Annotated in this window: 23 protein-coding genes; 4 read left to right on the top strand and 19 right to left on the bottom strand. The window is 71.0% G+C overall.

Translation table 11 applies throughout. The features are described 5' to 3' along the window. Positions 1–24: 24 nt before the first annotated feature. Together ACQB60_RS25930 and ACQB60_RS25925 are read right to left on the bottom strand one after the other, a co-directional pair. Complete coding sequence (locus tag ACQB60_RS25930; protein ID WP_496928530.1) at positions 25–1,257, bottom strand: aminotransferase-like domain-containing protein; 1,233 nt, start codon at positions 1,255–1,257, stop codon at positions 25–27. An 89-nt stretch (positions 1,258–1,346) separates the two neighbouring features. Next, positions 1,347–2,990: a helix-turn-helix domain-containing protein gene (locus ACQB60_RS25925; protein WP_496928529.1), complete on the bottom strand. Its 1,644-nt coding sequence runs from the start codon at positions 2,988–2,990 to the stop codon at positions 1,347–1,349. A gap of 174 nt (positions 2,991–3,164) precedes the next feature. Here ACQB60_RS25925 and ACQB60_RS25920 point away from each other — a divergent pair, with 174 nt between their 5' ends. Then, entirely contained in the window at positions 3,165–3,704 is a 540-nt protein-coding gene (locus tag ACQB60_RS25920) for a DUF4232 domain-containing protein (RefSeq protein WP_496928528.1), read from the top strand. Between the two features lie 365 nt (positions 3,705–4,069). On the opposite strand, the gene ACQB60_RS25915 is transcribed toward ACQB60_RS25920, so the two are convergent. The 8 genes from ACQB60_RS25915 to ACQB60_RS25880 all read right to left on the bottom strand — a co-directional run bounded on the left by ACQB60_RS25915 (position 4,070) and on the right by ACQB60_RS25880 (position 13,140). Further along, a complete protein-coding gene (locus tag ACQB60_RS25915) occupies positions 4,070–4,792 on the bottom strand; it encodes a DUF4232 domain-containing protein (RefSeq protein WP_496928527.1) in 723 nt (240 codons plus the stop codon). Between the two features lie 398 nt (positions 4,793–5,190). Continuing rightward, a complete protein-coding gene (locus ACQB60_RS25910) occupies positions 5,191–6,168 on the bottom strand; it encodes a zinc-binding dehydrogenase (protein WP_496928526.1) in 978 nt (325 codons plus the stop codon). A 106-nt stretch (positions 6,169–6,274) separates the two neighbouring features. Then, entirely contained in the window at positions 6,275–7,264 is a 990-nt protein-coding gene (gene hemB, locus ACQB60_RS25905; RefSeq protein ID WP_496928525.1) for a porphobilinogen synthase, read from the bottom strand. Positions 7,265–7,447: 183 nt separating this feature from the next. Next, a complete protein-coding gene (locus tag ACQB60_RS25900; protein WP_496928524.1) occupies positions 7,448–9,100 on the bottom strand; it encodes a bifunctional uroporphyrinogen-III C-methyltransferase/uroporphyrinogen-III synthase in 1,653 nt (550 codons plus the stop codon). Next, positions 9,097–10,056: a hydroxymethylbilane synthase gene (hemC, locus tag ACQB60_RS25895; protein WP_496928523.1), complete on the bottom strand. Its 960-nt coding sequence runs from the start codon at positions 10,054–10,056 to the stop codon at positions 9,097–9,099. Before hemC ends, ACQB60_RS25900 begins: the two co-directional genes overlap by 4 nt. Then, on the bottom strand, positions 10,053–11,780 hold the full coding sequence (locus tag ACQB60_RS25890; RefSeq protein WP_496928522.1) for a glutamyl-tRNA reductase: 1,728 nt from the start codon (positions 11,778–11,780) through the stop codon (positions 10,053–10,055). Before ACQB60_RS25890 ends, hemC begins: the two co-directional genes overlap by 4 nt. Continuing rightward, the gene (locus ACQB60_RS25885; protein ID WP_496928521.1) at positions 11,777–12,532 is read right to left on the bottom strand and encodes a redox-sensing transcriptional repressor Rex; all 756 of its coding nucleotides are present in this window, start codon (positions 12,530–12,532) and stop codon (positions 11,777–11,779) included. Before ACQB60_RS25885 ends, ACQB60_RS25890 begins: the two co-directional genes overlap by 4 nt. 332 nt (positions 12,533–12,864) lie before the next feature. Next, positions 12,865–13,140, bottom strand: coding sequence for a glutaredoxin family protein (locus ACQB60_RS25880; RefSeq protein ID WP_384829455.1), 276 nt, complete (start codon positions 13,138–13,140; stop codon positions 12,865–12,867). A 160-nt stretch (positions 13,141–13,300) separates the two neighbouring features. On the opposite strand from ACQB60_RS25880, the gene ACQB60_RS25875 reads away from it, so the two are divergent. The 3 genes from ACQB60_RS25875 (at position 13,301) to ACQB60_RS25865 (ending at position 17,011) form a co-directional block, all read left to right on the top strand. Beyond that, positions 13,301–14,263, top strand: coding sequence for an HAD family hydrolase (locus ACQB60_RS25875; protein ID WP_496928520.1), 963 nt, complete (start codon positions 13,301–13,303; stop codon positions 14,261–14,263). A 417-nt stretch (positions 14,264–14,680) separates the two neighbouring features. Beyond that, positions 14,681–15,469, top strand: coding sequence for an ECF subfamily RNA polymerase sigma factor, BldN family (locus ACQB60_RS25870; RefSeq protein ID WP_496928519.1), 789 nt, complete (start codon positions 14,681–14,683; stop codon positions 15,467–15,469). Positions 15,470–15,751: 282 nt separating this feature from the next. Then, a complete protein-coding gene (locus ACQB60_RS25865) occupies positions 15,752–17,011 on the top strand; it encodes a DUF5667 domain-containing protein (protein ID WP_496928518.1) in 1,260 nt (419 codons plus the stop codon). Positions 17,012–17,109: 98 nt separating this feature from the next. Here ACQB60_RS25865 and ACQB60_RS25860 read toward each other — a convergent pair whose 3' ends face one another. The 9 genes from ACQB60_RS25860 to ACQB60_RS25820 form a co-directional block, all read right to left on the bottom strand. Next, positions 17,110–18,177 (bottom strand): lysophospholipid acyltransferase family protein, encoded by a 1,068-nt coding sequence (locus tag ACQB60_RS25860; RefSeq protein ID WP_496928517.1) that lies wholly within the window; start codon positions 18,175–18,177, stop codon positions 17,110–17,112. Between the two features lie 14 nt (positions 18,178–18,191). Continuing rightward, a complete protein-coding gene (locus tag ACQB60_RS25855) occupies positions 18,192–19,307 on the bottom strand; it encodes an NAD-dependent epimerase/dehydratase family protein (protein ID WP_496928729.1) in 1,116 nt (371 codons plus the stop codon). A gap of 287 nt (positions 19,308–19,594) precedes the next feature. Then, the gene (locus ACQB60_RS25850; RefSeq protein ID WP_003948845.1) at positions 19,595–19,693 is read right to left on the bottom strand and encodes a 30S ribosomal protein bS22; all 99 of its coding nucleotides are present in this window, start codon (positions 19,691–19,693) and stop codon (positions 19,595–19,597) included. Positions 19,694–19,841: 148 nt separating this feature from the next. Then, on the bottom strand, positions 19,842–20,051 hold the full coding sequence (locus ACQB60_RS25845) for a helix-turn-helix domain-containing protein (RefSeq protein WP_384829447.1): 210 nt from the start codon (positions 20,049–20,051) through the stop codon (positions 19,842–19,844). A 129-nt stretch (positions 20,052–20,180) separates the two neighbouring features. Next, positions 20,181–20,996 (bottom strand): phosphatase, encoded by an 816-nt coding sequence (locus ACQB60_RS25840; RefSeq protein WP_496928516.1) that lies wholly within the window; start codon positions 20,994–20,996, stop codon positions 20,181–20,183. Positions 20,997–21,245: 249 nt separating this feature from the next. Further along, entirely contained in the window at positions 21,246–22,439 is a 1,194-nt protein-coding gene (locus tag ACQB60_RS25835) for an acetoin utilization protein AcuC (RefSeq protein ID WP_496928515.1), read from the bottom strand. Further along, positions 22,390–23,622 (bottom strand): MFS transporter, encoded by a 1,233-nt coding sequence (locus ACQB60_RS25830; RefSeq protein ID WP_496928514.1) that lies wholly within the window; start codon positions 23,620–23,622, stop codon positions 22,390–22,392. The genes ACQB60_RS25835 and ACQB60_RS25830 overlap by 50 nt, the downstream gene beginning before the upstream one ends. Positions 23,623–23,669: 47 nt before the next feature. Next, on the bottom strand, positions 23,670–24,386 hold the full coding sequence (locus tag ACQB60_RS25825) for a VC0807 family protein (RefSeq protein ID WP_496928513.1): 717 nt from the start codon (positions 24,384–24,386) through the stop codon (positions 23,670–23,672). A gap of 136 nt (positions 24,387–24,522) precedes the next feature. Next, positions 24,523–25,173 carry an HAD family hydrolase gene (locus ACQB60_RS25820; RefSeq protein ID WP_496928512.1) on the bottom strand — a complete coding sequence of 217 codons (651 nt, stop codon included), beginning with the start codon at positions 25,171–25,173 and terminating at the stop codon, positions 24,523–24,525. Positions 25,174–25,219: the final 46 nt, after the last annotated feature.

The raw sequence follows: 25,219 nt of genomic DNA, 5'->3' as shown, positions 1-25,219 counted from the left end.
CGGCCATGGCCCCGCCTGGTCGGCTCAGCTCAGCGCGGCGCCGGTGAACGCGGTGCCGAGCCTCCGCAGCCCCTCACCGATCTCCTCGGGCGTCTGTGTGACGAAGCACAGGCGCAGGGTTGCGGGGTCCGGCGCCCCCGCGTAGAACGGCGCGCCCGGTACATAGGCGACGTCGTACGTGATGACCTTCCGCAGCAGCTCCGTGGTGTCGTGCCCCTCCGGCAGCGACGCCCACACGAACATGCCGCCCTCCGGCCGGATCCACCGCGACCCGGCGGGCAGCGCGTCCCCGAGCCCCGCGAGCAGCGCGTCCCGCCGCTCCCGGTAGGCGCCCGCGACCCGCGCGACGTGCGCGTCCAGGTCGTTGTCCGCCAAGTACCGTGCGGCGGCGAGCTGGTTGACGGTCGGGGTGTGCAGATCGGCGGCCTGCTTGGCGACGGCGCAGGCCCGCCGCAGCGCCGCCGGGGCGCGCAGCCAGCCCAGCCGCAGCCCGGGTGCCATCACCTTGGAGAAGCTGCCGAGCAGGACGGTCCGGTCCTCGGCGCCGGGGTACGTCGCGATCCACGGCACCCGCTCACCCTCGAACCGCAGCTCCCCGTACGGGTCGTCCTCGACGATCCACAGGCCGTGCCGCCCGGCGACCTCCGCGACGGCGGCCCGGCGCTCGGCGGGCAGGGTGCGGCCCGTCGGGTTCTGGAAGGTGGGGACGGTGTAGAGCAGCTTGGGCCGGTGCAGGGCGACGAGCGCGTCGAGCGCGGCCGGGTCGAGGCCCTCGTCGTCGCCCGGCACGGCGACGATGTCCGCCCCGGCGAAGGAGAAGACCTGAAGTGCCGCCAGATAGCAGGGCTCTTCGACGAGGACCGTGTCGCCGGGCTCGATGAGCGCGGTGGCGAGCAGCGAGAGCGCCTGCTGCGAACCGGTGGTGACGAGCACGTCGTCGGCGTCGGTGGGCAGTCCGCGTGCCGCCGTGCGCCCGGCTATCGCGGTACGGAGGGTGGGCTCGCCCTCCGTCGTCGAGTACTGCAGCGCCGTCCCGGGCGTCCCGGTCAGCACCTGCTGGAAGGCGGCGGCCACCCCGGCGCCGTCGAAGAACTCGGGCGCCGGGAGCCCGCCCGCGAAGTTGATGACCTCAGGGCGGGCGGTGACCGCGAGGATGTCCCGGATGGGCGAACCGCCCACGGCGGTGGCCCGGGCCGCGAGGGCGGGGGCGGGGGCGCGGCCCTGGCCGGTGGGGACGGGGGCGTCGGTCACGGTCATCTGCGGCTCCTTGGCTCCTGTGTTCCCCGCAGCGTAAGGATCCACGTGCCCCCCACAAGCACCATTCCGAGATGCGGACGCCCCCTCTCCTACTGCTCCCCCGCCTCCGCCGAGTCCGCCGAGTCCGCCGACACCTGGTCGTTGTCGCGGTTCGTCTTCAGCCACTTCTTCTTCTCGGGCGAATACGCGTACACGGGACGGCTCTTGTCGCCGCTCGTGGCGAACGGCTTGTTCTTTTCGTCGTGGATGCGGATCGTCCCGCGCTCACCCCCGCTCGACCACTCCAGCTCCAAGTACCAGTCCACATAACTGGAGTTGGCGGTCCCCTTGATGAAGAACGCCTCCGGGTCGCTCTCGCTCACCTTGTAGGGGAAGCCGCTCTCCTTGGGCTCGGCATCGGGGTCGGGAGTCAGCCGCGGCGCCGAGGAGTCCAGGTCGACGTTGAAGGAGTGCGTGGGCACCCTGCCGCCGCAGCCGTAGCCGAAGTACCCCATCTTGTAGGTGGTCCAGTCGAGCGCGGCGGCCCGCTTGACCACACGGACGTTCATCGACTCCAGGACGACGGTGTTCTTCCCCGTCCCCTGGACCGTCACCTTCACGGTCTGGTCCCGCGAGGCGACCCCTCGGTTCGCCGACACCCAGCTGGTGGCGTCCTGTTCGCCGGGGGGCGGCGAGAGCTCGCCGGGGCTCTTGTCGACGAGGTAGGCGGGGGTGCAGGGGTCGTCCCAGTACTGGGGCTGGACGGAAACGGTCACGGGAGGGGACCCCTTGCCGGTGCCCGCGCCGCCACCCCCCTTGCCACCGCCTCCGGTGGCGGGCGCCGAGCCCTTGCCCCCGGCCTCCTCGCCTCCCCCGTCCCCCTTCGACTTCCCGGGCCCCGCGGCGTCCCCGTCGCCCTTGCCCTTCCCGGGCCCCTTTCCGGAAGGCGAAGCGGAACCGTTGACGTCCGGATTCCGCTTCCGCGCCCCGCCGTCGGCGGAAGGGGAGTTGGCGGAGGCACGATCGTGGTTGCGCCCGCCGTCGTCGGAGGAGGCGGCCTGCACGGCGAAGACGGTGGCCCCGAGCGCAAGCACCACACCAGCGGCAACGAGCACCCGCACCCGCGACATCCGCCCACCGTCACGCTGCTTCACCGCGTCGCCGACGGGCCCGATGACGACGCCGGGCGCGTCGCGCTCGGATCCCTCGTCAGCATCCGCCCAGGCCGGGCGGCGCCGCTCCTCCGTGGGCTGGCGTCCCGCACGGCCGGTCCCGTCTTCGAGATGGACCCCGTCGCCGGGTGTCCCTGCCTCGAAGTCCCGCTCGGCGAGAGCCGGCTCAGCAGAGACGTCGGGCGCCTCTCCCTCGAAGTCCCGCTCGGCGCGCCCCGGTTCAGCAGACTCGCCGGGCACAGCAGCGCCGGAGGCCGGAGCAACCGACCCGTCGGGCACCGAAGAAGAAGAGGGCGCCCCCTCCCTCCGCTCCCCCCGACTCGCATCGGCGAGTATCCACCGCCGATGCGCCTCGACCATCTCCTCCCGAGACGCCCCGCACACCCGGGCAAGCCGCTCCAGCGGAGCGAACTCCGTAGGCACGGCAGTCCCGTTCACATACCGGTGCAGTGTCGAGGTCGACACATGCAATCGCTTGGCCAGCGCCCCGTAGCTGAGCCCCGACCTCTCTTTCAGCTCCCGCAGCAGCTCCGCGAGATCTCCCGCCCCCACGTTCCCCTCCATCCCATTCGTCCGTTCCATGGAACAGCGTTTCCCCAGGCCACACCCTTATGGGTGTCCCAGCGTCCCCGACTCCCCCGTCACGCTGGCCCTGAATTACATCGCTGTACATGCTGCGACCCATACAAGCACGCCGCCTCCAGGAGCCTCTCGGCGCGGCGCGCGTAGGCCACGTCACACCGAAAGAGACCAGCCATGCGACTCATCACCAAGGCCGCCACCGCAGCAGCGGCCCTCACGGCCACCCTGTCGCTCACTGCACTCGGCGGCGCCGCGTCGGCGGCACCCTCAGCCACGTCGGGCCCGTCGACGGCGGCCAAGAGCTGCACCGCCGCCACGACGAAGATGACCGTGAAGGAGGTCGGCCGCCCGCTCAACCACCTGCTTCTTTCCGCCAAGAACACGGGAACGGAGACGTGTTACGCGTACGGCGCCCCGTTCCTCCGCTTCGACGAGGCCCAGGCGGCCACGGCGTGGCTGGAGGAGAGCCGGCCCCAGGCGGTGGTCACCCTCCGGCCGGGCGAGACGGCGTACGCGGCGATCGGCACCTCGTCGCCCGAGGGCGTGGAGGGCTACCGGGCCCACAAGCTGGGGGTCCACTTCTCCAACCGCGCGATGAACGGCAGCGTGGGCGCCCCCGCACCGGCCAGGCTCCCCAAGGGGGGCGTGTACGTGGACAGTTCGGCGTATGTCACGTACTGGCAGACGTCGGCGTCGGACGCGCTGATGTGGTGACGGCGTGGGGGCGGGGCGAGGCCACGCGTACGTGTCCTCGCCCCGACTCCCCGTCCGGACACACGAGTTCGGGGCACCGGTCACCACTGGTGTGCACCTCGGCGCGCAGAGAGCGTGTGCCTTCGCCCTCGGCGTCGTAGCGGAGGCAGAGCTGGAACCCACGTCCGGGAGGGACGCCCGGGAGGAGGGAATTGGTTGCACGTTCGATGACACAGCGGACGGCGCCGTGCCCGCCGCACGAAAAACGCCCCCGGCCTCGCGTGGGGGCACAACGAGGCCAGGGGCAGCTGGAGGGGGGTCGGGTCAGCAGAGGTGGGCCGGCTCAGCAGAGCTGGGGGCGGGTCCGCAGAGGGGGCGGGTCAGCGTCAGTTGTGGTTGCCGCTGGCCTTCCCGACGGGGCCGACCTTCACCGAGGAGCCGCCGCCTTCCGTGACCGGCAGCGAGTCGGCGGCCGGCCACTCCATGCTGAACGACTTCGTCTCGTCCGGCGGGGTCACCACAAGGCCCGTGATGCGGACGCCGGAGCCGCCCGAGTCGTTGAGCGGGAAGGTGATGTTGAAGGCCGCCGACTCCCCGTCCTTCAGGATGTCCGGGTGGATCTGCTCACCCGAGCGCTTCGCGGACAGCGTGCCCGAGTTGGTCTTCAGGTCGGCGCCCGCGTACCCGGAGATCGCGCAGTCCTGGCCACTGCCGTTCTGCATCTGCACCGTGACGACGCCCTCGGGGTCGCCCGTGATCGTGTTGTCCTGCGCCGTGATGTCCAGGTCGTCCGTGCGGCACTTCTCGACCTTGCCGTTCGCGTCGGAACCGTTCCCGCCGGACGTGCCCTGACCGCCCGAGTTCCCCTTCCCGCTCCCGGAAGAGCCCCCGCTGGACGAGCCGTTGTCGGACGAGCCACCACCGGAGGACCCGTTGGAGCCGCCCGAGGACCCGTTCCCGCCGGAGGAGCCGGACGAAGCGGAGGACGACGAGTCGCCACTCGTGTCGACGCCCGTGCCGTCGTCCCCGTTGCACGCGGTGAGCGTGAGCGCGGCGACAAGAGAGATACCGGCGAGGACCGTACGGGTTGAGGTACGCGTGAACTTCATGGGTGCCCCCGAGTAAGGAAGTTGAGGAAGTGGGCGGGCCGGTCCGTGGCCCTGGAAGGCGTGCCGCAGTGGCACGGCCAAGAGCGAAACAGCCCCGGCCCCACCGCCACAAGAAATCCCGGCCGATCTGGCATGCTGGAACGCTTTCAAGCCACTGACCTGCGGGAACGCGCCTCTCTGGAACGCCTCCCTGGGACACCGGAATGCCCGCCTCCCCCACCCCCGTAACAACCTCCGCGCCCTCCTGGAGCCGGAGCTCCTGGACCGCGCGGTCGAGCAGGGAGACGGTGCGGACGGCTTCTCCCTCCTGGTCACGCGCTCAAGAAGGACTGAACGGCACAAGCCGGGACAGGGCACCCTACGGAACTACCGAACCCCGGGATCACGGGATCACGGGATCACGGGATCAGCAGCACCTTCCCGGTGGTCTCCCGCCGCTCCATCGCCGCATGGGCCCGCGCGGCCTCCGCCAACGGGAAGGTCTGGTGGCTGGGCGCCAACTCCCCCCGGGCCAGCGCCTCCAGGGCCTGCTTCTGCTGCCCGGGCCCGTCCTCCGGCCGCCCGAGCAGCTCCAGCAGGGCGTTCACGTACGAGATCCCCCGCCCCGCCAACACGTCGTCGCCCGGCACGAACGCCTCCTGCGAGGCCCACCCGATGACGACGTACCGCCCGCCGTCGGCGATCAACTCAAAGGCGGCGGCGGCCTTTTCCCCGCCCACCCCGTCGAGTACGGCGGTGACCTTCCGTCCTCCGAGGTGCTCGCGCACGACGCTGCCCCAGCCGGAGTCGTTGTAGTCGACGGCGAGATCGGCCCCGAGCTCCCGCACGGCGCGGACCTTCTCCGGCCCACCGGCCGCACCCACGACCGTCGCGCCCAGTGCCTTCGCGTACTGCACGACGAGCCGCCCGACGCCCCCGGCGGCTGACGTCACCAACACCACATCGTCAGAACGGAGTTGAGCGACCTCAAGAAGCCCCATGGTGGTGGCCCCGGTGACCACCATGGAGGCGGCATCCTCGAACCCGACCCCCTCCGGCAGCGGATGCACCCCGCTCACATCGGCCACGGTCAACTCGGCGTACCCACCGGGGGTGCTCCGGGCGGTGACGACCCTCCGCCCCACCCAGTCCGCATCGACCCCGGCCCCGACCAGATCGACGACTCCGGCGACCTCTCCCCCGAAGACGGCGGGCAGTTCGGGCGGAGGCGGGGCCATGTCACCCGCCTCCCCGGCCCGTACGACGGTCTCCACGAAGTGGGCCCCGGCGGCACGGACGGCGATCCGCACCTGCCCCGGCCCGGGAACGGGGTCGGGCAGGGACTCGTACCGCAGGTTCTCGGCGGGCCCGAACTCGTGCAGGACAACGGCGCGCATGGCGTGCTCCTCCCGGCGGCGGAACACCCGTCCGCCGCCACACACCACACTCGGACCTGAACCGGACTTGAGGTCAAGCCACCGAGCTGATCAGAGCCGCCCGGGATCAGAGCTGCCGGGCAACCTCGGTCGCCCAGTAGGTGAGGATCATGTTGGCCCCGGCGCGCTTGATGCCGAGCAGGGATTCCATGATCGCCTTGTCCCGGTCGATCCAGCCGCGCTCGGCGGCGGCGGTGATCATCGCGTACTCGCCGCTGATCTGGTACGCGGCGACCGGCACATCCACCGAGTCGGCGACCCGCGCGAGGACGTCGAGGTAGGGCCCGGCCGGCTTGACCATCACCATGTCGGCGCCTTCCTCCAGGTCGAGCGCCAACTCCCGCAGGGACTCACGGGTGTTGGCCGGGTCCTGCTGATAGGTCTTGCGGTCACCCTTCAGCGACGACCCGACGGCCTCCCGGAAGGGCCCGTAGAAGGCGGAGGAGTACTTCACGGTGTAGGCGAGGATGGCGACGTCCTCGTGCCCGACCTGGTCCAACGCGTCGCGGATGACACCGACCTGACCGTCCATCATGCCGCTGGGCCCCACGATGTGGGCACCGGCGTCGGCCTGGACCTGAGCCATCTCGGCATACCGCTCAAGAGTCGCGTCGTTGTCGACGCGCCCCTGCTCGTCGAGCACGCCGCAGTGCCCGTGGTCGGTCGTCTCGTCGAGGCACAGATCGGACATGACGAGCAGGTCGTCCCCGACCTCGGCCCGCACATCGCGGAGGGCGACCTGCAGAATCCCGTCCGGGTCGGTGCCCGGCGTCCCCTGGGCGTCCTTCTTGCTCTCCTCCGGCACCCCGAAGAGCATGATCCCCGCGACCCCGGCCTCCAGCGCCTCGACGGCGGCCTTCTTCAGGCTGTCGCGGGTGTGCTGGTGGACCCCGGGCATGGACCCGATCTCGACGGGCTCACTGACCCCTTCCCGCACAAAGGCGGGAAGGATCAGATCGGCAGGGTGCAGCCGGTTCTCGGCGACCATGCGGCGCATGGCGGGGCTGGTCCGCAGTCGTCGCGGGCGCGCGCCGGGGAACGATCCGTAGCTGGTCACAGGTTGCCTCTCACGTCGTACCGTCACAAATCGCCCCTGTCCCGCCCCTTCCCGAAACTCAGTCACCGGACGGGCTCATCAAGCCCGTCCGGCGTTCGAGGACGAGCCGTTCAGGCGACATCGGGTGCCCCAGGGCCGCGGAGCGGCAGTTTCGGGAAGGGGCGGGATCGGGGAAGGGAAACCCTACGGCGCCGCACGCCGCCTGCGCGCCCCCGGCCTCCGCTCACTGGGCCGGGTCACAGGATCCCCGGCCTCGATCGCCGCCGCCCGCCGATTCGCCCCGAACTCCGCAAGCGCCTCGGCCAACTTGTGCACCGACGGCTCCGGAGCCATCACATCCACCCGGAGCCCATGCTCCTCGGCGGTCTTCGCCGTGGCGGGCCCGATACAGGCGATCACGGTCACGTTGTGCGGCTTCCCGGCGATACCCACCAGGTTCCGCACCGTGCTCGACGACGTGAAGAGCACGGCGTCGAAGCCGCCGCCCTTGATGGCCTCCCGCGTCTCCGCAGGCGGCGGCGAGGCCCGCACAGTCCGGTAGGCGGTCACGTCGTCGACCTCCCACCCGAGGTCGATGAGCCCGGCGACCAGCGTCTCCGTGGCGATGTCGGCCCTGGGCAGGAACACCCGGTCGATCGGGTCGAACACCGGGTCATAAGGCGGCCAGTCCTCAAGCAACCCCGCCGCCGACTGCTCCCCACTGGGCACCAGATCAGGCTTCACACCAAAGGCGACCAGCGCCGCAGCCGTCTGCTCGCCCACAGCCGCGACCTTGATCCCGGCGAAGGCGCGCGCGTCGAGCCCGTACTCCTCGAACTTCTCCCGCACGGCCTTGACGGCGTTGACCGACGTGAAGGCGATCCACTCGTAGCGCCCGGTGACGAGCCCCTTGACCGCCCGCTCCATCTGCTGCGGCGTCCGCGGCGGCTCGACGGCGATCGTCGGGACCTCGTGCGGCACCGCGCCGTACGACCTCAACTGGTCGGAGAGCGAAGCCGCCTGCTCCTTCGTGCGCGGGACGAGCACGCGCCACCCGAAGAGCGGCTTCGACTCGAACCACGACAGCTGGTCGCGCTGGGCGGTGGCGGAGCGCTCGCCGACCACGGCTATCACTGCCTGACCGCCGTCCGGCGAGGGCAGCACCTTGGCCTGCTTGAGGACCTGCGCGACCGTGCCGAGCGTCGCGCTCCAGGTGCGCTGCCGCGTCGTCGTACCGGCGATGGTGACGGTCATCGGGGTGTCGGGCTTGCGGCCCGCGGCCACCAGCTCACCAGCCGCCGCGGCCACCGTCTCCAGCGTCGTCGAGACGACCACGGTCCCGTCCGACGCACCGACCTCGGTCCAGCAACGGTCCGACGCGGTACGGGCGTCGACGAAGCGGACGTCCGTGCCCTGCGCGTCCCGCAGCGGGACACCCGCGTACGCGGGGACGCCCACGGCGGCCGCGATGCCGGGCACCACCTCGAAGGGGATGCCCTCGGCGGCGCACGCCAGCATCTCCTCGGCGGCATCCGTGTCCAGGCCCGGGTCGCCCGCCACAGCACGCACCACCCGCCTGCCGCCGCGTGCGGCCGCCATGACAAGATTGGCCGCAGCCCGAACCGAAGAGGCGTCAACTGAAGCCTCATCAGGACCGGCCGGCTGAGGTGTGTCCACACCTCCCCGGGCATGTGCGCGGACGACCTCCAGCACTTCGGGCTCGGCGACCAGCACGTCCGCGCGCGCCAGCGCCTCGACGGCGCGCAGAGTCAGCAGTCCCGGATCTCCGGGTCCGGCACCGAGGAAGGTGACGTGCCCGTGTGCGGGAGGGGCGGGAAGGTTAGAGGTGGGGCTCAAAGTGCTCGCTCCCCCATCAGACCGGCCGCGCCCTTGGCGAGCATGTCGGCCGCGAGTTCGCGGCCGAGCGCCGAGGCGTCGTTCTCCGTCTCGGGCACGGGACCGGTGGTGGACAGCTGCACCAGCGTCGCGCCGTCGGTCGACCCGACGACGCCGCGCAGGCGCATTTCCTTGACAATCTGCCCGTCGGCCAGCAAGTCGGCCAGTGCGCCAACAGGCGCGCTGCAACCGGCTTCCAGGGCGGCGAGCAGGGACCGCTCGGCGGTCACGGCGGCCCGGGTGTACGGGTCGTCGAGCTCGGCGAGCGCGGCGGCGAGTGACGCGTTGGTCGCGGCGCACTCGATCGCCAGTGCCCCCTGGCCGGGGGCGGGCAGAACGGTGTCGACCGACAGGAAGTCGGTCACCTCGTCGATCCGGCCGACGCGGCGCAGGCCCGCGGCGGCGAGGACGACGGCGTCGAGCTCTCCCTTGTGCACGTATCCGACGCGGGTGTCGATGTTCCCGCGGATCGGCACGGTCTCGATGCGCATGCCGTGGCTGCGGGCGTACGCGTTCAACTGGGCCATGCGGCGCGGCGATCCGGTGCCGACACGGGCCCCGGCGGGGAGCTCGGAGAAGGTCAGGCCGTCGCGGGCGACGAGGACGTCACGCGGGTCCTCGCGCAGCGGCACGGCGGCCAGGGTCAGGTCCGCGGGCTGCGCGGTGGGCAGGTCCTTCAGCGAGTGCACCGCGAAGTCGACCTCGCCCTTGGTGAGCGCGTCGCGCAGGGCGGTGACGAAGACGCCGGTGCCGCCGATCTGCGCGAGGTGCTCGCGGGAGGTGTCGCCGTAGGTGGTTATCTCGACCAGCTCGACGGGGCGTCCCGTCAACTGGCGCACAGTCTCTGCCACTTGCCCGGACTGGGCCATGGCCAGCTTGCTGCGCCTGGTCCCGAGCCGGAGTGCCTTCCCGGTCATGCTCGGCCTCGATTCGGGTCTATCGGTTGGTTCGTGGACTGCTGGTGGTTCGTGAGCTCCCGGCCCGGCGGCTGGTCCGCGCCCGCCGGCCGCTCGGCCCTGCTGACGGCGGCCACCGTCTCCGGGTCGAGGTCGAAGAGGGTGCGCAGCGCGTCCGCGTACCCGGCGCCGCCGGGCTCGCTGGCCAGCTGCTTGACCCGGACGGTGGGTGCGTGCAGGAGCTTGTCGACGACGCGGCGCACGGTCTGGGTGATCTCCGCCCGCTGCTTCTCGCCGAGTTCGGGCAGCCGCCCGTCGAGCCGGGTGATCTCGCTGGCGACGACGTCGGCGGCCATGGTGCGCAGCGCGACGACGGTCGGCGTGATGTGCGCGGCCCGCTGCGCGGCGCTGAAGGAGGCGACCTCTTCGGAGACGATGCCGCGCACCTGGTCCACATCGGCGGCCATCGGGGCGTCGGCGGACGCCTCGGCGAGCGACTCGATGTCGACGAGGTGCACCGCGTCGAGGCGGTGCACGGCGGCGTCGATGTCCCGGGGCATGGCGAGGTCGAGCAGCGCGAGCAGCGGGGTGCGCCGGTCGGGCACGGTCTCGTCGGCGGGGCCGCGCCGCTCGGGCACCCGGCCCACGGCGGCGAGCGCGGCGATGGCCTCGGCCTCGGCGGCCGGGTCGACGGCGTGCGTGACCTGCTCGCCGGGGGCGTTGTCGACCCAGGCGCCGTGCTGTTCGAGGGCGGCCGCGTCCATCCCGGCGACGGCGGCCTCACCCATGACGGAGAACCCGGCGCCACCGCGTGCGCCGAGGCCCACGGGGCAGCCGTCGTCGTCGGACTTCTGCGGCTGTACGGGGGCGTGGGCGGGCGCCGCGGTCACGGCGACCGGACCGTCGGCGCGGCCTTCGAGCGCGGCGGCGACGGCGTCGGCGCGCAGGACGAGGCCGGTGGCGCCGGTGCAGGAGACCGCGACATCGGCACGTGTCAGTTCGGCGGCGACGTCGGCCATGGCGACGGCGCGGGCGGAACCCGTGCCTCCGCCCTCGTTCAGGATCTGCGCGAGCCGCTCGGCCCGGTCCAGCGTCCGGTTGGCGACCACGATCTCGGCCACCCCGGCCCGCGCGAGCGTCGCCGCGGCGAGCGAGGACATGGAGCCCGCGCCGATCACCAGGGCCCGCTTGCCCGCGGCCCACGCCTCGACACCGGCCCGCCCGGCGAGCTGCTCGAGCCCGAAGGTGACGAGCGACTGCCCGGCCCGGTCGATGCCGGTCTCCGAGTGCGCCCGCTTGCCGACCCGAAGGGCCTGCTGGAACAGGTCGTTGAGCAGCCGGCCCGCGGTGTGCAGCTCCTGCGAGCGCGCCAGGGCGTCCTTGATCTGCCCGAGGATCTGTCCCTCGCCGACCACCATCGAGTCGAGACCGCACGCCACCGAGAAGAGGTGGTGGACCGCCCGGTCCTCGTAATGCACGTACAAGAAGGGGGTGAGCTCCTCCAGGCCGACGCCGCTGTGCTGGGCGAGCAGCGTGGACAGCTCGGCGACGCCCGCGTGGAACTTGTCCACGTCGGCGTAGAGCTCGATGCGGTTGCAGGTGGCGAGCACCGCGGCCTCGGCGGCGGGCTCGGCGGCCAGGGTGTCCTGGAGCAGCTTGGCCTGCGCGTCCGGGGAGAGCGCGGCGCGCTCCAGGACGCTGACGGGGGCGCTGCGGTGGCTGAGGCCGACGACAAGGAGGCTCATGCCGGCATCACGGCGGGGACGTCCCCGTCAGGTCCCTTCCGGTCCTGCTTGGCGGCGGCGGGCGCGGCGGCGGCCTCGGCGGCCGCGTCCTCACCGGCCTTGCGCTGCTCGTGGAAGGCGAGGATCTGCAGCTCGATGGAGAGGTCCACCTTGCGCACGTCGACGCCGTCCGGCACCTGCAGGACGGTGGGCGCGAAGTTCAGGATCGAGGTCACACCGGCGGCGACGAGCCGCTCGCAGACCTGCTGGGCGGCGCCGGCCGGGGTCGCGATGACGCCGATGGAGACGCCGTTGTCCTCGATGATCTTCTCGAGGTCGTCGGTGTGCTGGACCGGCATGCCCGCCACGGGCTTTCCGGCCATTGCCGGATCGGCGTCGATGAGGGCCGCGACGCGGAAACCGCGCGAGGCGAACCCGCCGTAATTGGCAAGCGCCGCACCGAGGTTACCGATACCGACGATCACAACCGGCCAGTCCTGGGTCAGGCCCAGTTCCCGGGAGATCTGGTAGACGAGATACTCGACGTCGTAGCCGACACCACGGGTCCCGTAGGAGCCGAGGTAGGAGAAGTCCTTGCGCAGCTTCGCGGAGTTGACCCCCGCGGCGGCCGCGAGCTCCTCGGAGGAGACCGTGGGTACCGAGCGCTCCGACAGCGCGGTGAGGGCTCGGAGGTACAGCGGAAGCCTGGCGACGGTGGCCTCGGGAATTCCTCGGCTGCGGGTCGCCGGTCGGTGAGTTCGGCCAGTTGCCACGGTGCTCCTGCGGGTAGAGCGGGGCTGCAGGCGGTCACACGTCCCCAGACCGCCCCGTCGAATGCAGGCTATGTCTTTGTGAACGCGTGCACAAAGATGGTGTCCGATTTGCCCGGCCAACGTGACCGGGGTCACGCGCCCCCGGCGCGCAGAGGTGGAACCGGCGCGCAGGCAGCGGCGTTGCACACATGAGGGGGGCAAAACCGCACACTCTCCTTAACGATCCACGCCCCCGAGACCAAAACCGCACACGATCCTAAGGGACCTTACGGACGAGTTGTACTGATCAGTCAGTGACGTTCGGAACTCTCCCGAGCCCTTGTGATCACTGATCACTCACTCAGGGCGCGACGCAGCCGTTCTTCGTTCACGCGCCAGAAGGTGTGCTGCTCCCCGTCCACCAGGACCACCGGAATCTGCTCCCAGTAGGCGCGGTTGAGCTCCTCGTCCTGCGTGATGTCCTTCTTCTCCCACGCGACGCCGAGCTCGCCGCAGACCTTCTCGATCACCACCTGTGCCTCATCACACAGATGGCATCCGGGCTTTCCGATCAAGGTGACCGTCCGCTCGGCCGCGCTCTTCTTCGTACGGCGAAAAATCGGGCTCATGTCCTCATTCTCACCCCGCGCGCACGGTGTCCAGGACACCCGACAGAGACCCGGCAGGCACCCGGCGCGCCGCTCCGTTTTACGGCGCGGACGCGCAGAGTTCACAGGGTCGAACCCTGCCGACTCGGGAAGTACCGAACAGACTGGCTATGCTCACGCCATGGCCGCTCTCGGATGGCTCACCCCCCGTAGGCGCTCCGCCACGGCGCGGAGCGTGTTGGCAGGCGAGGCCGCTGCTGAGGCCGCGCGCAAGTCCTCCCAGGAACAGGAGGAGGAACTCGCGCGCGCGGCGGAGGCTGCCGCACAAGCCGAGGAGCAGGAGCCCGCGGAACCGGAGTTCCCGGTCGTCGGCGACGAGAAGGCCGCCGCCTTCTTCGACCTCGACAACACCGTGATGCAGGGCGCCGCGCTCTTCCACTTCGGCCGCGGCCTGTACAAGCGGAAGTTCTTCGACCGCCAGGAACTGGTCCGGTTCGCCTGGCAGCAGACCTGGTTCCGGCTGGCCGGCGTCGAGGACCCCGAGCACATGCAGGACGCCCGCGACAGCGCCCTGTCCATCGTCAAGGGCCACCGGGTCGCCGAGCTGATGTCCATCGGCGAGGAGATCTACGACGAGTACATGGCCGAGCGCATCTGGCCCGGCACCCGCGCCCTCGCCCAGGCCCACCTGGACGCGGGCCAGAAGGTCTGGCTGGTCACAGCCGCCCCGGTGGAGACGGCGACGATCATCGCCCGCCGCCTCGGCCTGACCGGCGCGCTCGGCACCGTCGCGGAGTCCGTGAACGGCGTCTACACCGGCCGCCTCGTGGGCGAGCCGCTGCACGGCCCCGCGAAGGCCGAGGCCGTCCGCGCCCTCGCCGCCGCCGAGGGCCTGGACCTCGCCCGCTGCGCCGCGTACAGCGACTCGCACAACGACATCCCGATGCTCTCGCTCGTCGGCCACCCGTACGCGATCAACCCGGACGCGAAGCTGCGCAAGCACGCCCGCGAGCGGGACTGGCGGCTGCGCGACTACCGCACCGGCCGCAAGGCCGCGAAGGTCGGCATCCCGGCCGCCGCCGGGGTCGGCGCGCTCGCGGGCGGCGCCGCCGCGGCGATCGCCCTGCACCGCCGCCGCCACTGACGCACCCGGCCGACCGACGCACCTGGCGCACCCGGCGCACCCGGCCGGCGGCGGACTCACGGGCCACGCCGTCGGCCACGGACCGTCACGGGGGCGAAGTGTGCCGCTGACACGCGGCAATTGCTGCCTCCTACCCCGCCCCGGCTCCCGCCAGTCCCGTTGGTTCAACTCGACCACAACACGCCCCGCGCTCAGACGGAATGCGAGCTAATCCGATCAACAACTGCTCACGGAGCGGTACTTGATCAGGCGTCAATCGGTTACAGAAGCGACGTAATCGATGATTTGAGCAACTGGGTGTAGCGCTGCCTGTACGAAGCGTTATTCTCCTCAGACGCATAACGGACCCCGCCTTTCGCTACGACGGGTGAACGGTCCCGCACTGCACGTGATGGAAGCTCTGCCTCTGGGAGTCCCGTGTACTCACACGTCGGGGTTGACACCTCGGGCCTGGCTACGCTGCGCGCAACGGTCGCCGACCGCTTGCGCGGCTTCGTCCCCACCGCGTACGCCGGCCCCGCCGTCCCCGCCTTCGCCGTCCCCGCGCCCGCCGGGCCCTGCTATGCCCTGGCGGACGGCGGTGCGGCCGTGAACAGACGGACCCGTTCCGCCAGCGCCGCCACGACCCCCGCCCCCCGCCGTCCCGCCGCGGACAGCGACAGCGCGCGCATGATGGACCTCGTCGAGCGCGCCCAGGCGGGCGAGGCCGACGCCTTCGGCCGCCTCTACGACCAGTACAGCGACACGGTCTACCGCTACATCTATTACCGCGTGGGCGGCAAGGCGACCGCCGAGGACCTCACCAGTGAGACCTTTCTGCGCGCCCTGCGCCGCATCGGGACCTTCACCTGGCAGGGCCGCGACTTCGGCGCCTGGCTGGTCACGATCGCGCGCAACCTGGTGGCCGACCACTTCAAGTCGAGCCGCTTCCGCCTCGAAGTCACCACCGGCGAGATGCTCGACGCCAACGAGGTCGAGCGCTCCCCCGAGGACTCGGTGCTCGAGTCCCTGTCGAACGCGGCGCTGCTCGACGCCGTCCGCCGCCTCAACCCACAGCAGCAGGAGTGCGTGACGCTGCGCTTCCTCCAGGGCCTCTCGGTCGCCGAGACCGCCCGGGTGATGGGGAAGAACGAGGGCGCGATCAAGACCCTCCAGTACCGCGCCGTGCGCACCCTCGCGCGCCTCCTCCCGGACGACGCGCGCTAGCGCTCCGTAGCGCTCAACTCACCTGCTGTGGCGGCCAGATGGCCGCCACGGCGGCTTCCTCATTTCCTCGCGGTCCGATCATCCTTCGTCCGTAACCCAAGTGCCGCGACGCTCGTTGTGCGGGATGCAGGCTCCCTGTGGTCGCTCCCTGGCCCTTCCTCAAGCTCTGAATGAGCATGGGGATGCCCCATCCGCTCACCCGATCGTGTGGATGCGGCCAGATCGTGCAACCCTCAGGACCCCCTGGGGAGTCGACCGTCATGACGAGAGGAGGTGCCGCCAGTGATCGCGAATGTATCGGCCCACCGGCGGGCGAACGCCTTCGCCCAGGCCCTGGAGGAGCATTCCGGCCAGGACCCGGCGGCCGAGCAGCCCGACGATCCCACGGCTACCGTCCCGGCGGCAGCCAGGACCGGCCCGTCCCAACAGGACGAGCAGGAGCGGATGTTGACCCTGGCGACCGGACTCGGCGAACTGCCGAAGCCGGACCTTGACCCCGAGGTCAAGGTGGTCCAGCGAGCCCAGCTCGTGGCCGCCATGGAAGCGATGCTCTTGGAGGGCACGGCGGCGGGCGAGGCGGGGGGCCCTTTGGTGCCCGAGCAACGCGCGCGCGGCAAGGGCACCCACCGGGCCACCGGACTGCGGAAGTTGAAGCCGCGCTCCCGGCTGTCCAAAGGCATCGCCGCGGGCGGGCTCACCGTCGGTGTGGCCGCCGGGGCGTTCAGCGGAGTCGCCGCCGCCAGCTCGGACGCACTGCCCGGTGATTCCCTGTACGGGCTCAAGCGCGGCATGGAAGACCTCAAGCTCGGCATGGCGGACGGCGACTCGGACCGCGGCCAGCTCTACCTGGACCAGGCGTCGACCCGGCTCAGCGAGGCCCGCCGCCTGATGGAGCGGGGCCGCGCGGGCGACCTGGACCACGAGTCGGTCGGCGAGGTCAGGCGCGCCCTGTCCGGCATGCGGCACGACGCGACGGAGGGCCACCGCCTGCTCCACGAGGCGTACGAGCGGGACGGCTCGCTCGGCCCCATCCAGGCCCTCTCCGCCTTCTCGCAGTCGCACCGCGAGAGCTGGAGCGCCCTGCAGAGCCGGCTCCCGGTCCAGCTGGGCGACGTGGGGCAAGAGGTCAACTCCGTCTTCGACGCCATAGACGACGAAGTCGGCCCGCTGCGGGGACTCCTGCCGAGCGCCCCGGAATCGGGCCGCGACGGCGGGCAGTCGAGCCAGGACAGCACCGGCACCGCGAACACCGGCAAGGCCACCCCCTCCCACCCCCGCGGCACGCACCAGGAGGGCACCGGCAGGCACCGCAAGCCCAGCTCCTCCACCCCGCGCGACAGCGGCAGCGAGGGCGGCGGCCTGCTCGGCGGCAACACCGGCGGCCTCCTCGACCCGCCCGACGAGCAGGCGAGCCCCACCCCGACCGACAGCAACAAGGACGACACGGGCGACTCCACGACCAAGCCCGACGTCACCCTGCCCCCGATCCTCCCCGGGCTCCTGCCCGGCCTGGGCATCGACGGCGAGGACACCACGAAGTAGCAGAGTTTTTCCCTACGTTGATGGGGCGCCCTCCACGTGGAGGGCGCCCCATCAACGTATGCACGAGGTCGGAGAACCGGTCAAAAAAACACGAACGGTCAGAAGAACACCGACCGCCGCTGCACCAGCAGCTTGTACAGCGTGTGCTGGATCTGCTCGCGCACCTGGTCCGTCAGGTTGAACATCAGCATCGGGTCCTCCGCCGCCTCCGGCGGATATCCGTCCGTCGGAATCGGCTCGCCGAACTGGATGGTCCACTTCGTCGGCAGCGGCACCATCCCCAGCGGCCCCAGCCACGGGAAGGTCGGCGTCACCGGGAAGTACGGGAAGCCCAACAGCCGCGCCAGCGTCTTGGCGTTGCCGATCATGGGGTAGATCTCCTCGGCCCCGACGATCGAGCACGGGATGATCGGGGTGCCCGCGCGCAGCGCCGTCGAGACGAAGCCGCCCCGGCCGAAGCGCTGCAGCTTGTAGCGCTCGCTGAACGGCTTGCCGATGCCCTTGAAGCCCTCCGGCATCACCCCGACCAGCTCCCCGCGCTCCAGGAGCCGCTCGGCGTCCTCCGCACAGGCCAGGGTGTGCCCGGCCTTGCGGGCCAGCTCGTTGACGACCGGGAGCATGAAGACGAGATCGGCGGCGAGGAGGCGAAGATGCCGTTCGGCGGGGTGGTTGTCGTGCACGGCGACCTGCATCATCAGGCCGTCGAGCGGCAGCGTCCCGGAGTGGTTGGCGACGATCAGCGCCCCGCCGTCCGCCGGGATGTTCTCGACGCCCTTCACGTCGACGCGGAAGTACTTCTCGTACAGCGGCCTGATCATGGTCATCAGGACCTGGTCGGTGAGCTCCTTGTCGTAACCGAAGTCATCGACCTCGTACTCCCCGGTCAGGCGCCGCCGCAGGAAGGCGAGGCCGCCCGCGATGCGCCGCTCCAGGCCGCCGCCCTCGGCGCGCGGCCCCGGCACGTCCGGAGCCTCCCGCTGTACCCCGGGCCGGTCCGGCTCCGGTGTCCCGGCCGCCGCCTGCCCGGGCAGCGGCTGCACCTCGCGCACCGCCGCCGGTTCGCTCGTGCGCCGGGGCGCGGCACGGCGCCGCGACGGGCGCTGTGCGCCACCGCGCGACCGGTCGGCCGCGCCTTCGTCGAACGGAATGACCTTGGCGTCCGCCATCGTTGATGCGCTCCTCAGTCGGCGCTCTGGTTGGCGCCCCGCGTCGTGGCACCCTGCTGTGTGTGCGCGGCCCCGTCCGCGCCCCCGTCCGTGCGCCGGCCGCCCGCGAAGGGCAGCGCGGCGATCCGGTCGACGACGTCCGCGACGACCCGGGGCGGCAGGAGCCCCGGCCCCCGGCTGCGTACGAAGTCCGCGAAGGTCTCCGCGGTCGTGTACTTCGGCCGGAACCCCATTGTCTCGCGCATCTGCCGGGTGGCCACGACCCGCCCGTGGGTGAGCAGCCGGATCTGCTCCGGCGAGAAGTCGCTGACACCGAGCGTCCGCAGCGTGGAGCCGGCCCAGGTCACCGTCGGCAGGAACACCGGGACCGTCGGCCGGCCGAGCCGCCGCGAGCACTGCGAGAGCAGCAGCTGCCCGTCGCCCGCGATGTTGAACGTGCCGCTGTTGAGCGTGCCGCGCTCCGGGTCGTGCGAGGCCAGGCGCAGCACCTCCACCGCGTCCTCCTCGTGCACGAACTGCAGTCTCGGGTCGTAGCCGAGGACGGTCGGCAGGACGGGCAGCGAGAAGTACTGGGCGAGCGGCGAGTCCGCGGTCGGCCCCAGGATGTTCGCGAACCGCAGCACACACACCGCGACGTCCGGGCGGCGGCGCGCGAAGCCCCGCACATAGCCCTCGACCTCCACGGTGTCCTTGGCGAAGCCGCCGCTGGGCAGGGACTTGGGCGGCGTGGTCTCGGTGAAGACGGCGGGGTCGCGGGGCGCCGAACCGTACACATTGGTGCTCGACTTCACGACGAGCCGCTTCACGGTCGGCGACTTCTGGCAGGCGCCCAGGAGCTGCATGGTGCCGATGACGTTGGTCTCCTTGACCGAGCCCCGGCTGCCCCCGGCGAGCGCGGTGCCCGTCACGTCCATGTGCACGACGGTGTCCACGCGGTGCTCGGCGAGGATCTTCGCGATGGCGGGCTGCCGGATGTCGGCCTGAATGAAGTCGGCGCCGCCCAGATGGTGCTCGGGCGGGACCGCGTCCACGGCGAGCACCCGCTCGACCCCTGGATCCCGCTGAATCCGCCGGACGAACCGGCCCCCCAGCTGCCGGGCCACCCCGGTCACGAGCACGACCTTGCCCAAGATCACGCCTGCCTTTCGCCCCCAGTCACATCCTGCGCACACGTTATCGGGTGGATGTTGCGCTGTGATGACCTCGAGCCCATCGCCCGGACTCCGTTGTCCGGAACTGGTGGCCCGGGACTCGCGGCCCGGAACCCTCGGCCCGGAGCAGCCCGAGCAGCGCGGAACCCGAGCGGCGCGGAGTCCGAGCGGCGCGGAGCCCGAGCGGCCCCGAAACGGCCGAAGCCCTCCCCCCGTACAGATCCGTACGGCAGAAGGGCTTCGGTGCGCGCTGTTGCAGCGGCCGCTTACTTCTTGTTGCGACGCTGAACGCGGGTGCGCTTGAGCAGCTTGCGGTGCTTCTTCTTGGCCATCCGCTTACGCCGCTTCTTGATAACAGAGCCCACGAATTCCCTCGCTCACTTCTCGGACAACCCCCGCGTGGTGCGGGGGTATCACACGGTGCGGGGCAGACTGGGCCCACACGACCTACGTCGGCCTAGCCTACCCGTCCCCGCGTGAGGGACGTAATCGAGGTCTTCGAGGGCTCTGCCCTCAGCCTGCGTCCACCCCCACATAGGACTCGCGAAGGTACTCGTGAACCGCCTGCTCGGGAACCCGGAAGGACCTTCCGACCCTGATGGCGGGCAGATGACCGCTGTGCACCAGCCGGTACACGGTCATCTTGGAAACTCGCATCACCGAGGCGACTTCCGCCACGGTCAGGAACACGACCTCGTTCAGAGGCCTCTGGTCAGCAGCCATGACACACCCGAACCTTCCGCACATGACGGGCACCGGCTTCCCCTTCCGGTGACGCTTCGTCGCTGCGCGCTCACTCCCCAGACTAGGGGCGGGTGATACGAGTGGGGAAGAGGAGCTGCCAACGGCCGCCTACTGTGACAGACACGCTCGATTGAGTACATAGCGAGTAAGCGGTCGGTAGTAATCAGACCGCACAGCGTCATCAAGTGGAACGACGACGGACACCAGCCCCTCGGCCTCTCCGACGAACAGCGCCGGATCGTCCGTATCCGCCAGACCGATCGCCTCAAACCCCAGCTGACCTGCTCCGCAGACCCACCCGTGGTCCCCGATGACCAGCTCGGGAAGCGGTCCCCCGGCCTCCGCCAGGGCCCCCAAAGCCACCCGAACCGGGAGCGGAGAGTGCGTATGTGCGCCGGTCTCACTCCCGGTTGAGCGTGCGCCGGGTTCCCGCACCAGCGCGACTCCTTGTACGTAGTCAAGGTTGTACGTGCGTAGGCCGAACCGGGTCGTTATGTCGACACTGCTGCCCTGCGCAGGGGTGAGAACAGGACATCCCGCCGCCGACAACGCGTCCGCCAACGCGGCGTAGAACCCGAGCAGTCGGTGCGGATGCCCGGTTCCCAGAAGTACCGGAAGCCCCCGCCGAGCCACTTCCGCCACCCGCTCGGCAAACGCGTCGAGCGCCGCCAGCGTCCGCTCGGGGTCGATGACATCGGCACCCGTGGTATGCCCCGGATCCGCGGACACCCCACACTTGTCGGCCATGAGCGAGAGCAAGTCCCGCTGCCCCCAGCTCCATTCGGGATCGAGCCCGAGCAGTATCCGGGGGTCCCGGGCCGCGAACAGCCGATAACTCCGCAGGCTCTCCTCCCGCGACGTCGCCACGGGACCAGCAAGCCTGGCCGCCAACAGATGCGCCCGCAACGCTCCGGTGCTCAACACGCCCCGATGCTGGCGCATTACACGGGTCCCGACCCCCAAAACCCCTAAAACACCCCACAGTTGGGCTAACACCAGCTAGCAGGCCCCACTCAGCCCGTCCGGAGGGGCGCCCTTCAGCCCGTCCGGCGTTCGAGGACGAGGCGCGTTCAGCGCCGATACGGGGGTCTAGGGCCGAAGCCCCAGGACGAGTGCCCCAGGGGCGACGAAGTCGCTGTATCCGGGAAGGGGCGGGATCGGGGAAGAGAAACCTCAGGCCAACAACCCCCGCAAGGGAAACGCCGCCCTCCGCGCAGCCAACACGGCCTGATCCACCCGATCCGCAGGGTCGTACCCCGCCTCCCAGTCCTGGAAGGACACAGGCCACCGCCCATCAGTCATCCGCGAAGGCGCCAACTGCCGCGCCCGAGCGAACACTTCGGCCCGCCAAGCCTCAGGAACCCCGGCCTCCGGCTCCACCGGAGCCCCCGCCGCGATCCCCACCAAGTGCGTCCACGACCTGGGCACCACATCCACCACGGCATACCCCCCGCCCCCGAGGGCGACCCACCGCCCGCCCGCATGCTCGTGCGCCAGCTCATGACAGGCCACCTGCACGGCCCGCTGCGCATCCAGCGACACGGCCAGGTGCGCCAGCGGGTCCTCGAAGTGCGTATCGGCCCCGTGCTGCGTGACCAGCACATCCGGCCGGAAGTCCGCCAACAGCTCCGGCACCACCGCGTGGAACGCCCGCAGCCACCCCGCGTCCCCGGTCCCCGCCGGCAGCGCCACATTCACGGCGGACCCCTCCGCTGCCCCGGCGGCCCCCGTCTCCTCGGGCCACCCGGTCTGCGGGAACAGCGTCCGCGGATGCTCGTGCAGCGAGATCGTCAGGACCCGAGGGTCCTCCCAGAACGCGGCCTGCACCCCGTCCCCGTGATGCACGTCGACATCCACATACGCGACGCGCTCGGCCCCCAGCTCCAGCAACCGCGCGATGGCCAACGCCGCATCGTTGTACACACAGAACCCCGAAGCCGCCCCCGGCATCGCATGGTGCAGCCCGCCCGCGAAGTTCACCGCGTGCAGCGCGTCCCCGGCCCACACCGCCTCGGCGGCACCCACCGACTGCCCCGCGATCAGCGCCGACGCCTCGTGCATCCCGGCGAACGCGGGGTCGTCCTCCGTACCGATCCCGTACGCCGCCGCGTACCGGGGATCGACGGCCGCCGCCCTCGGATCGGCCGAGACGGCCTTCACGGCCTCCACGTAGTCCTCGCGGTGCACCAGGCGCAGCGTGGAGTCCCCGGCCCGCTTCGCCGCGACCACGTCCAGCTCGCGATCGAGCCCGAACGCCCCGATGAGACCCCTGGTCAGCGCGAGCCGCACCGGGTCCATCGGATGTCCGGGCCCGAAGTCATAGCCCGTTACTGCCTCGTCCCACATCAGCTGTGCGCGGCCGCTCATGCCCGTCACCGTATCGGGCCTCCTTCGGCGCGAACGAACGGGCGTACACCAGCGTGACGAGGACGAGCGCCATCGGCACCAGCATCGCCCCGCGGTAGTTCCAGGCGTCCCCGATGGCGCCCACCAGCGGCGAACCGATCAGGAAACCCACGTAGTTGAAGACATTGAGCCGCGCGACCGCCGTGTCCGAGGCCCCGGGGAAGAGCCGCCCCGCGGCGGCGAAGGTCTGCGGCACGATCACACAGAGCCCCGCGCCGAGCACGGTGAAGCCCAGGATCCCGATCCACGCCCCGGGCGCCACCGCCACCACGGCGAAGCCGAGCGCCGCGACCACGGCCCCGGCCCGCACCACCGCGACCGCCCCGAACCGCCGCACCCCGGCGTCCCCGAGGCCCCGCCCGATGAGCGTCATGATCATGTAGACGTTGTACGGAACGGTGGAGACCTGCTCCGAACTCCCCAGCACGTCCTGGAGGTACTTCGCGCTCCAGTTGGAGACCGTGGAGTCCCCGATGTACGCGAAGGTCATCACGAGACACAGCGGCAGCAGCAGCTTGAAGACGACGGCCCCGCCCTCACCGGTCTCCGCGCCCCCGTCCCCGCCTTCCCCTTCCCCTTCCCCCTTGCCGGCGTCCACGTACCACCGGCTGCCGATCAGCGCGGCGGGCAGCAGCACGGCCACCACCGGCAGATACGAGACGAACAGCGAGAGGTCCCAGTGCGCCCCCGCCCACGCGAGCGAGGCACCGACGATGCCGCCCAGGCTGTACGCGGCATGGAAGCCGAGCATGATGCTCCGCCCGTACGCCCGCTGCAGGCTCACCCCGAGCATGTTCATCGAGGCGTCCAGGGCACCGACCGCGAGCCCGAACGCCCCCAGGGACAGGCCCACTTGCCACAGCGCGTCCCCCGCGCCGACGCCGAGCAGCGCGAGCAGCACCACCGGCTGGGACCAGCGGAGCACCCGGCTCGGCGGGATCTGCTTCACCAGGTGCTCGGTGGTCACGCTCCCGACCCCGGCGAGGATCGGCACGGCCGCGAGGAAGACGGGCAGCAGCCCGTCGGATATCCCGTACCGGTCCTGGATCGCGGGTATCCGCGTCACCAGCAGCGCGAACGTGGCGCCCTGCACGAGGAAGCCGAACGCCAGCGAGGCCCTGCCGCGCCGCAGCACATCTGTCATGGCTGCAGAGCGTAGGGCCCCGGGCTACCCGTGGGTAGGTAGATCACTCAACCAATCTCGGCGACCTCACGGTCGACCATCTTCTCCATCGGGTCGACGAGCCGCCCGCCGCTGACGAACACCGCCAGGGTGATGGTGACCGCCGCGATCACACTGCCGAGCCAGACCATGGTGTCGACGGGCAGCGTGTAGGCGCCCACGATCCGCAGCACGGCCTCACCGAGCAGGGCCCCGCCCCACACCACGGAGAACATCCGCTCCATCCGCGCGAACCGCCCGCCCTGCGCCATCAGCCGCCCCCAGGCCGCGTCCCGCGCCGCGTTGCCCTTGGTCACCCAGGGCTTGAGGGCCGCGGTCATCATCGGCCGCCCCGAGGCGACGGTGCCGAGGACGACGAGCCCGATGGTCCCCGTGATCCCGCTGTCCTTGGCCAGCATGAGCCGCGCGTCCCCGGAGAGGAGGCTGAGCAGCAGCCCCACGATGTTGGCGGTGAGGATCAGCGCCGCGAACCCGTTCACCCGCCGCTCCTTGACGAGGCTCCAGAGGGTCCGCCCGGCGGGCACCACGCTGCTCCAGGCGAGCGCGCTGAGGGTGCTCATCCCGAGGCCGTTGCTGAGCAGGTAGTACATCGCCATGGGCACGGCGGCGTCGAGGACGAGCGGCTTCAGCGACTCGAACCGCGACGCCTGCTCCGTCCCGGCCTGGTGGTCGGTGGCCTGGGTGGCGGTCGGACCGGCCTGGGTGGTGGTGGCGAGCTGGCTCATGATCGGGTTCCCTCCGTGGTCGCTGTGTACGTCCCGTTCTCGATGTACTCAGCTTCGCGGTCAGGGCCCGTCGCCCGACAGAAACGATCGTCCGGACAACGCCATGACAAATGTCAGGGTGCCTCCGCTGCCCCTGTCATACGAGCAGGTCAGCCAACTCCCGCATGCTGCCGAAGAGTTGGGTGGCCCCCGCGTCGGCGAGCCGCTCCCCCGGCGTCATGGCCGTGAACCCGTACACGTCCATCCCCGCAGCGACGGCGGCGCGCACTCCCAGCGGACTGTCCTCGACGACGAGACACCGCCCCGGCTCGACCCCCATGCGCTCGGCGGCGTACAGGAACAGATCAGGCGCGGGCTTCCCCCGTCCCACGTCCTGGGAGCTGAAGATCCGCCCATCATCGAAGAACTTCGTGAGCCCGGCCTTCCGGTGCCCCACCCGAATCCGCTCGTGGCTCCCCGAGGAGGCGAGACAGTACGGCACCCCTTCGGCCACGAGCTTCTCCAGCACGTCCACGGCCCCCTCCACGGGCTCCAACTCCCGCTCGAAGGACGCGAATACGCGGGCGTGCAGCGTGTCATCGAAGTCCGTGGGCAACTGCTGCCCGCTGCGCTCCATGACCAGGTCGTGCACGCGGTGCACGGCGGCCCCCATGTAGTCCCGCAGGGATTCCTCGTACGAGGTGGGGTGCCCCAGCTCGGTCAGGTAGCCGGCGAGGATCGTGTTGGAAATCGGCTCGCTGTCCACGAGGACGCCGTCGTTGTCGAAGATGACCAGGTCGTATCGCATACTTCGACCCTAAACGCGAGTCTCCATAAACGCAGAAGGGACCCGT

This window comes from Streptomyces odontotermitis (genome assembly GCF_050510915.1).
In the GTDB taxonomy this organism is placed as follows: Bacteria; Actinomycetota; Actinomycetes; order Streptomycetales; family Streptomycetaceae; genus Streptomyces.
Note: the sequence above shows the minus strand (reverse complement) of the source record. Positions and strands in the feature narration are given on the sequence as shown.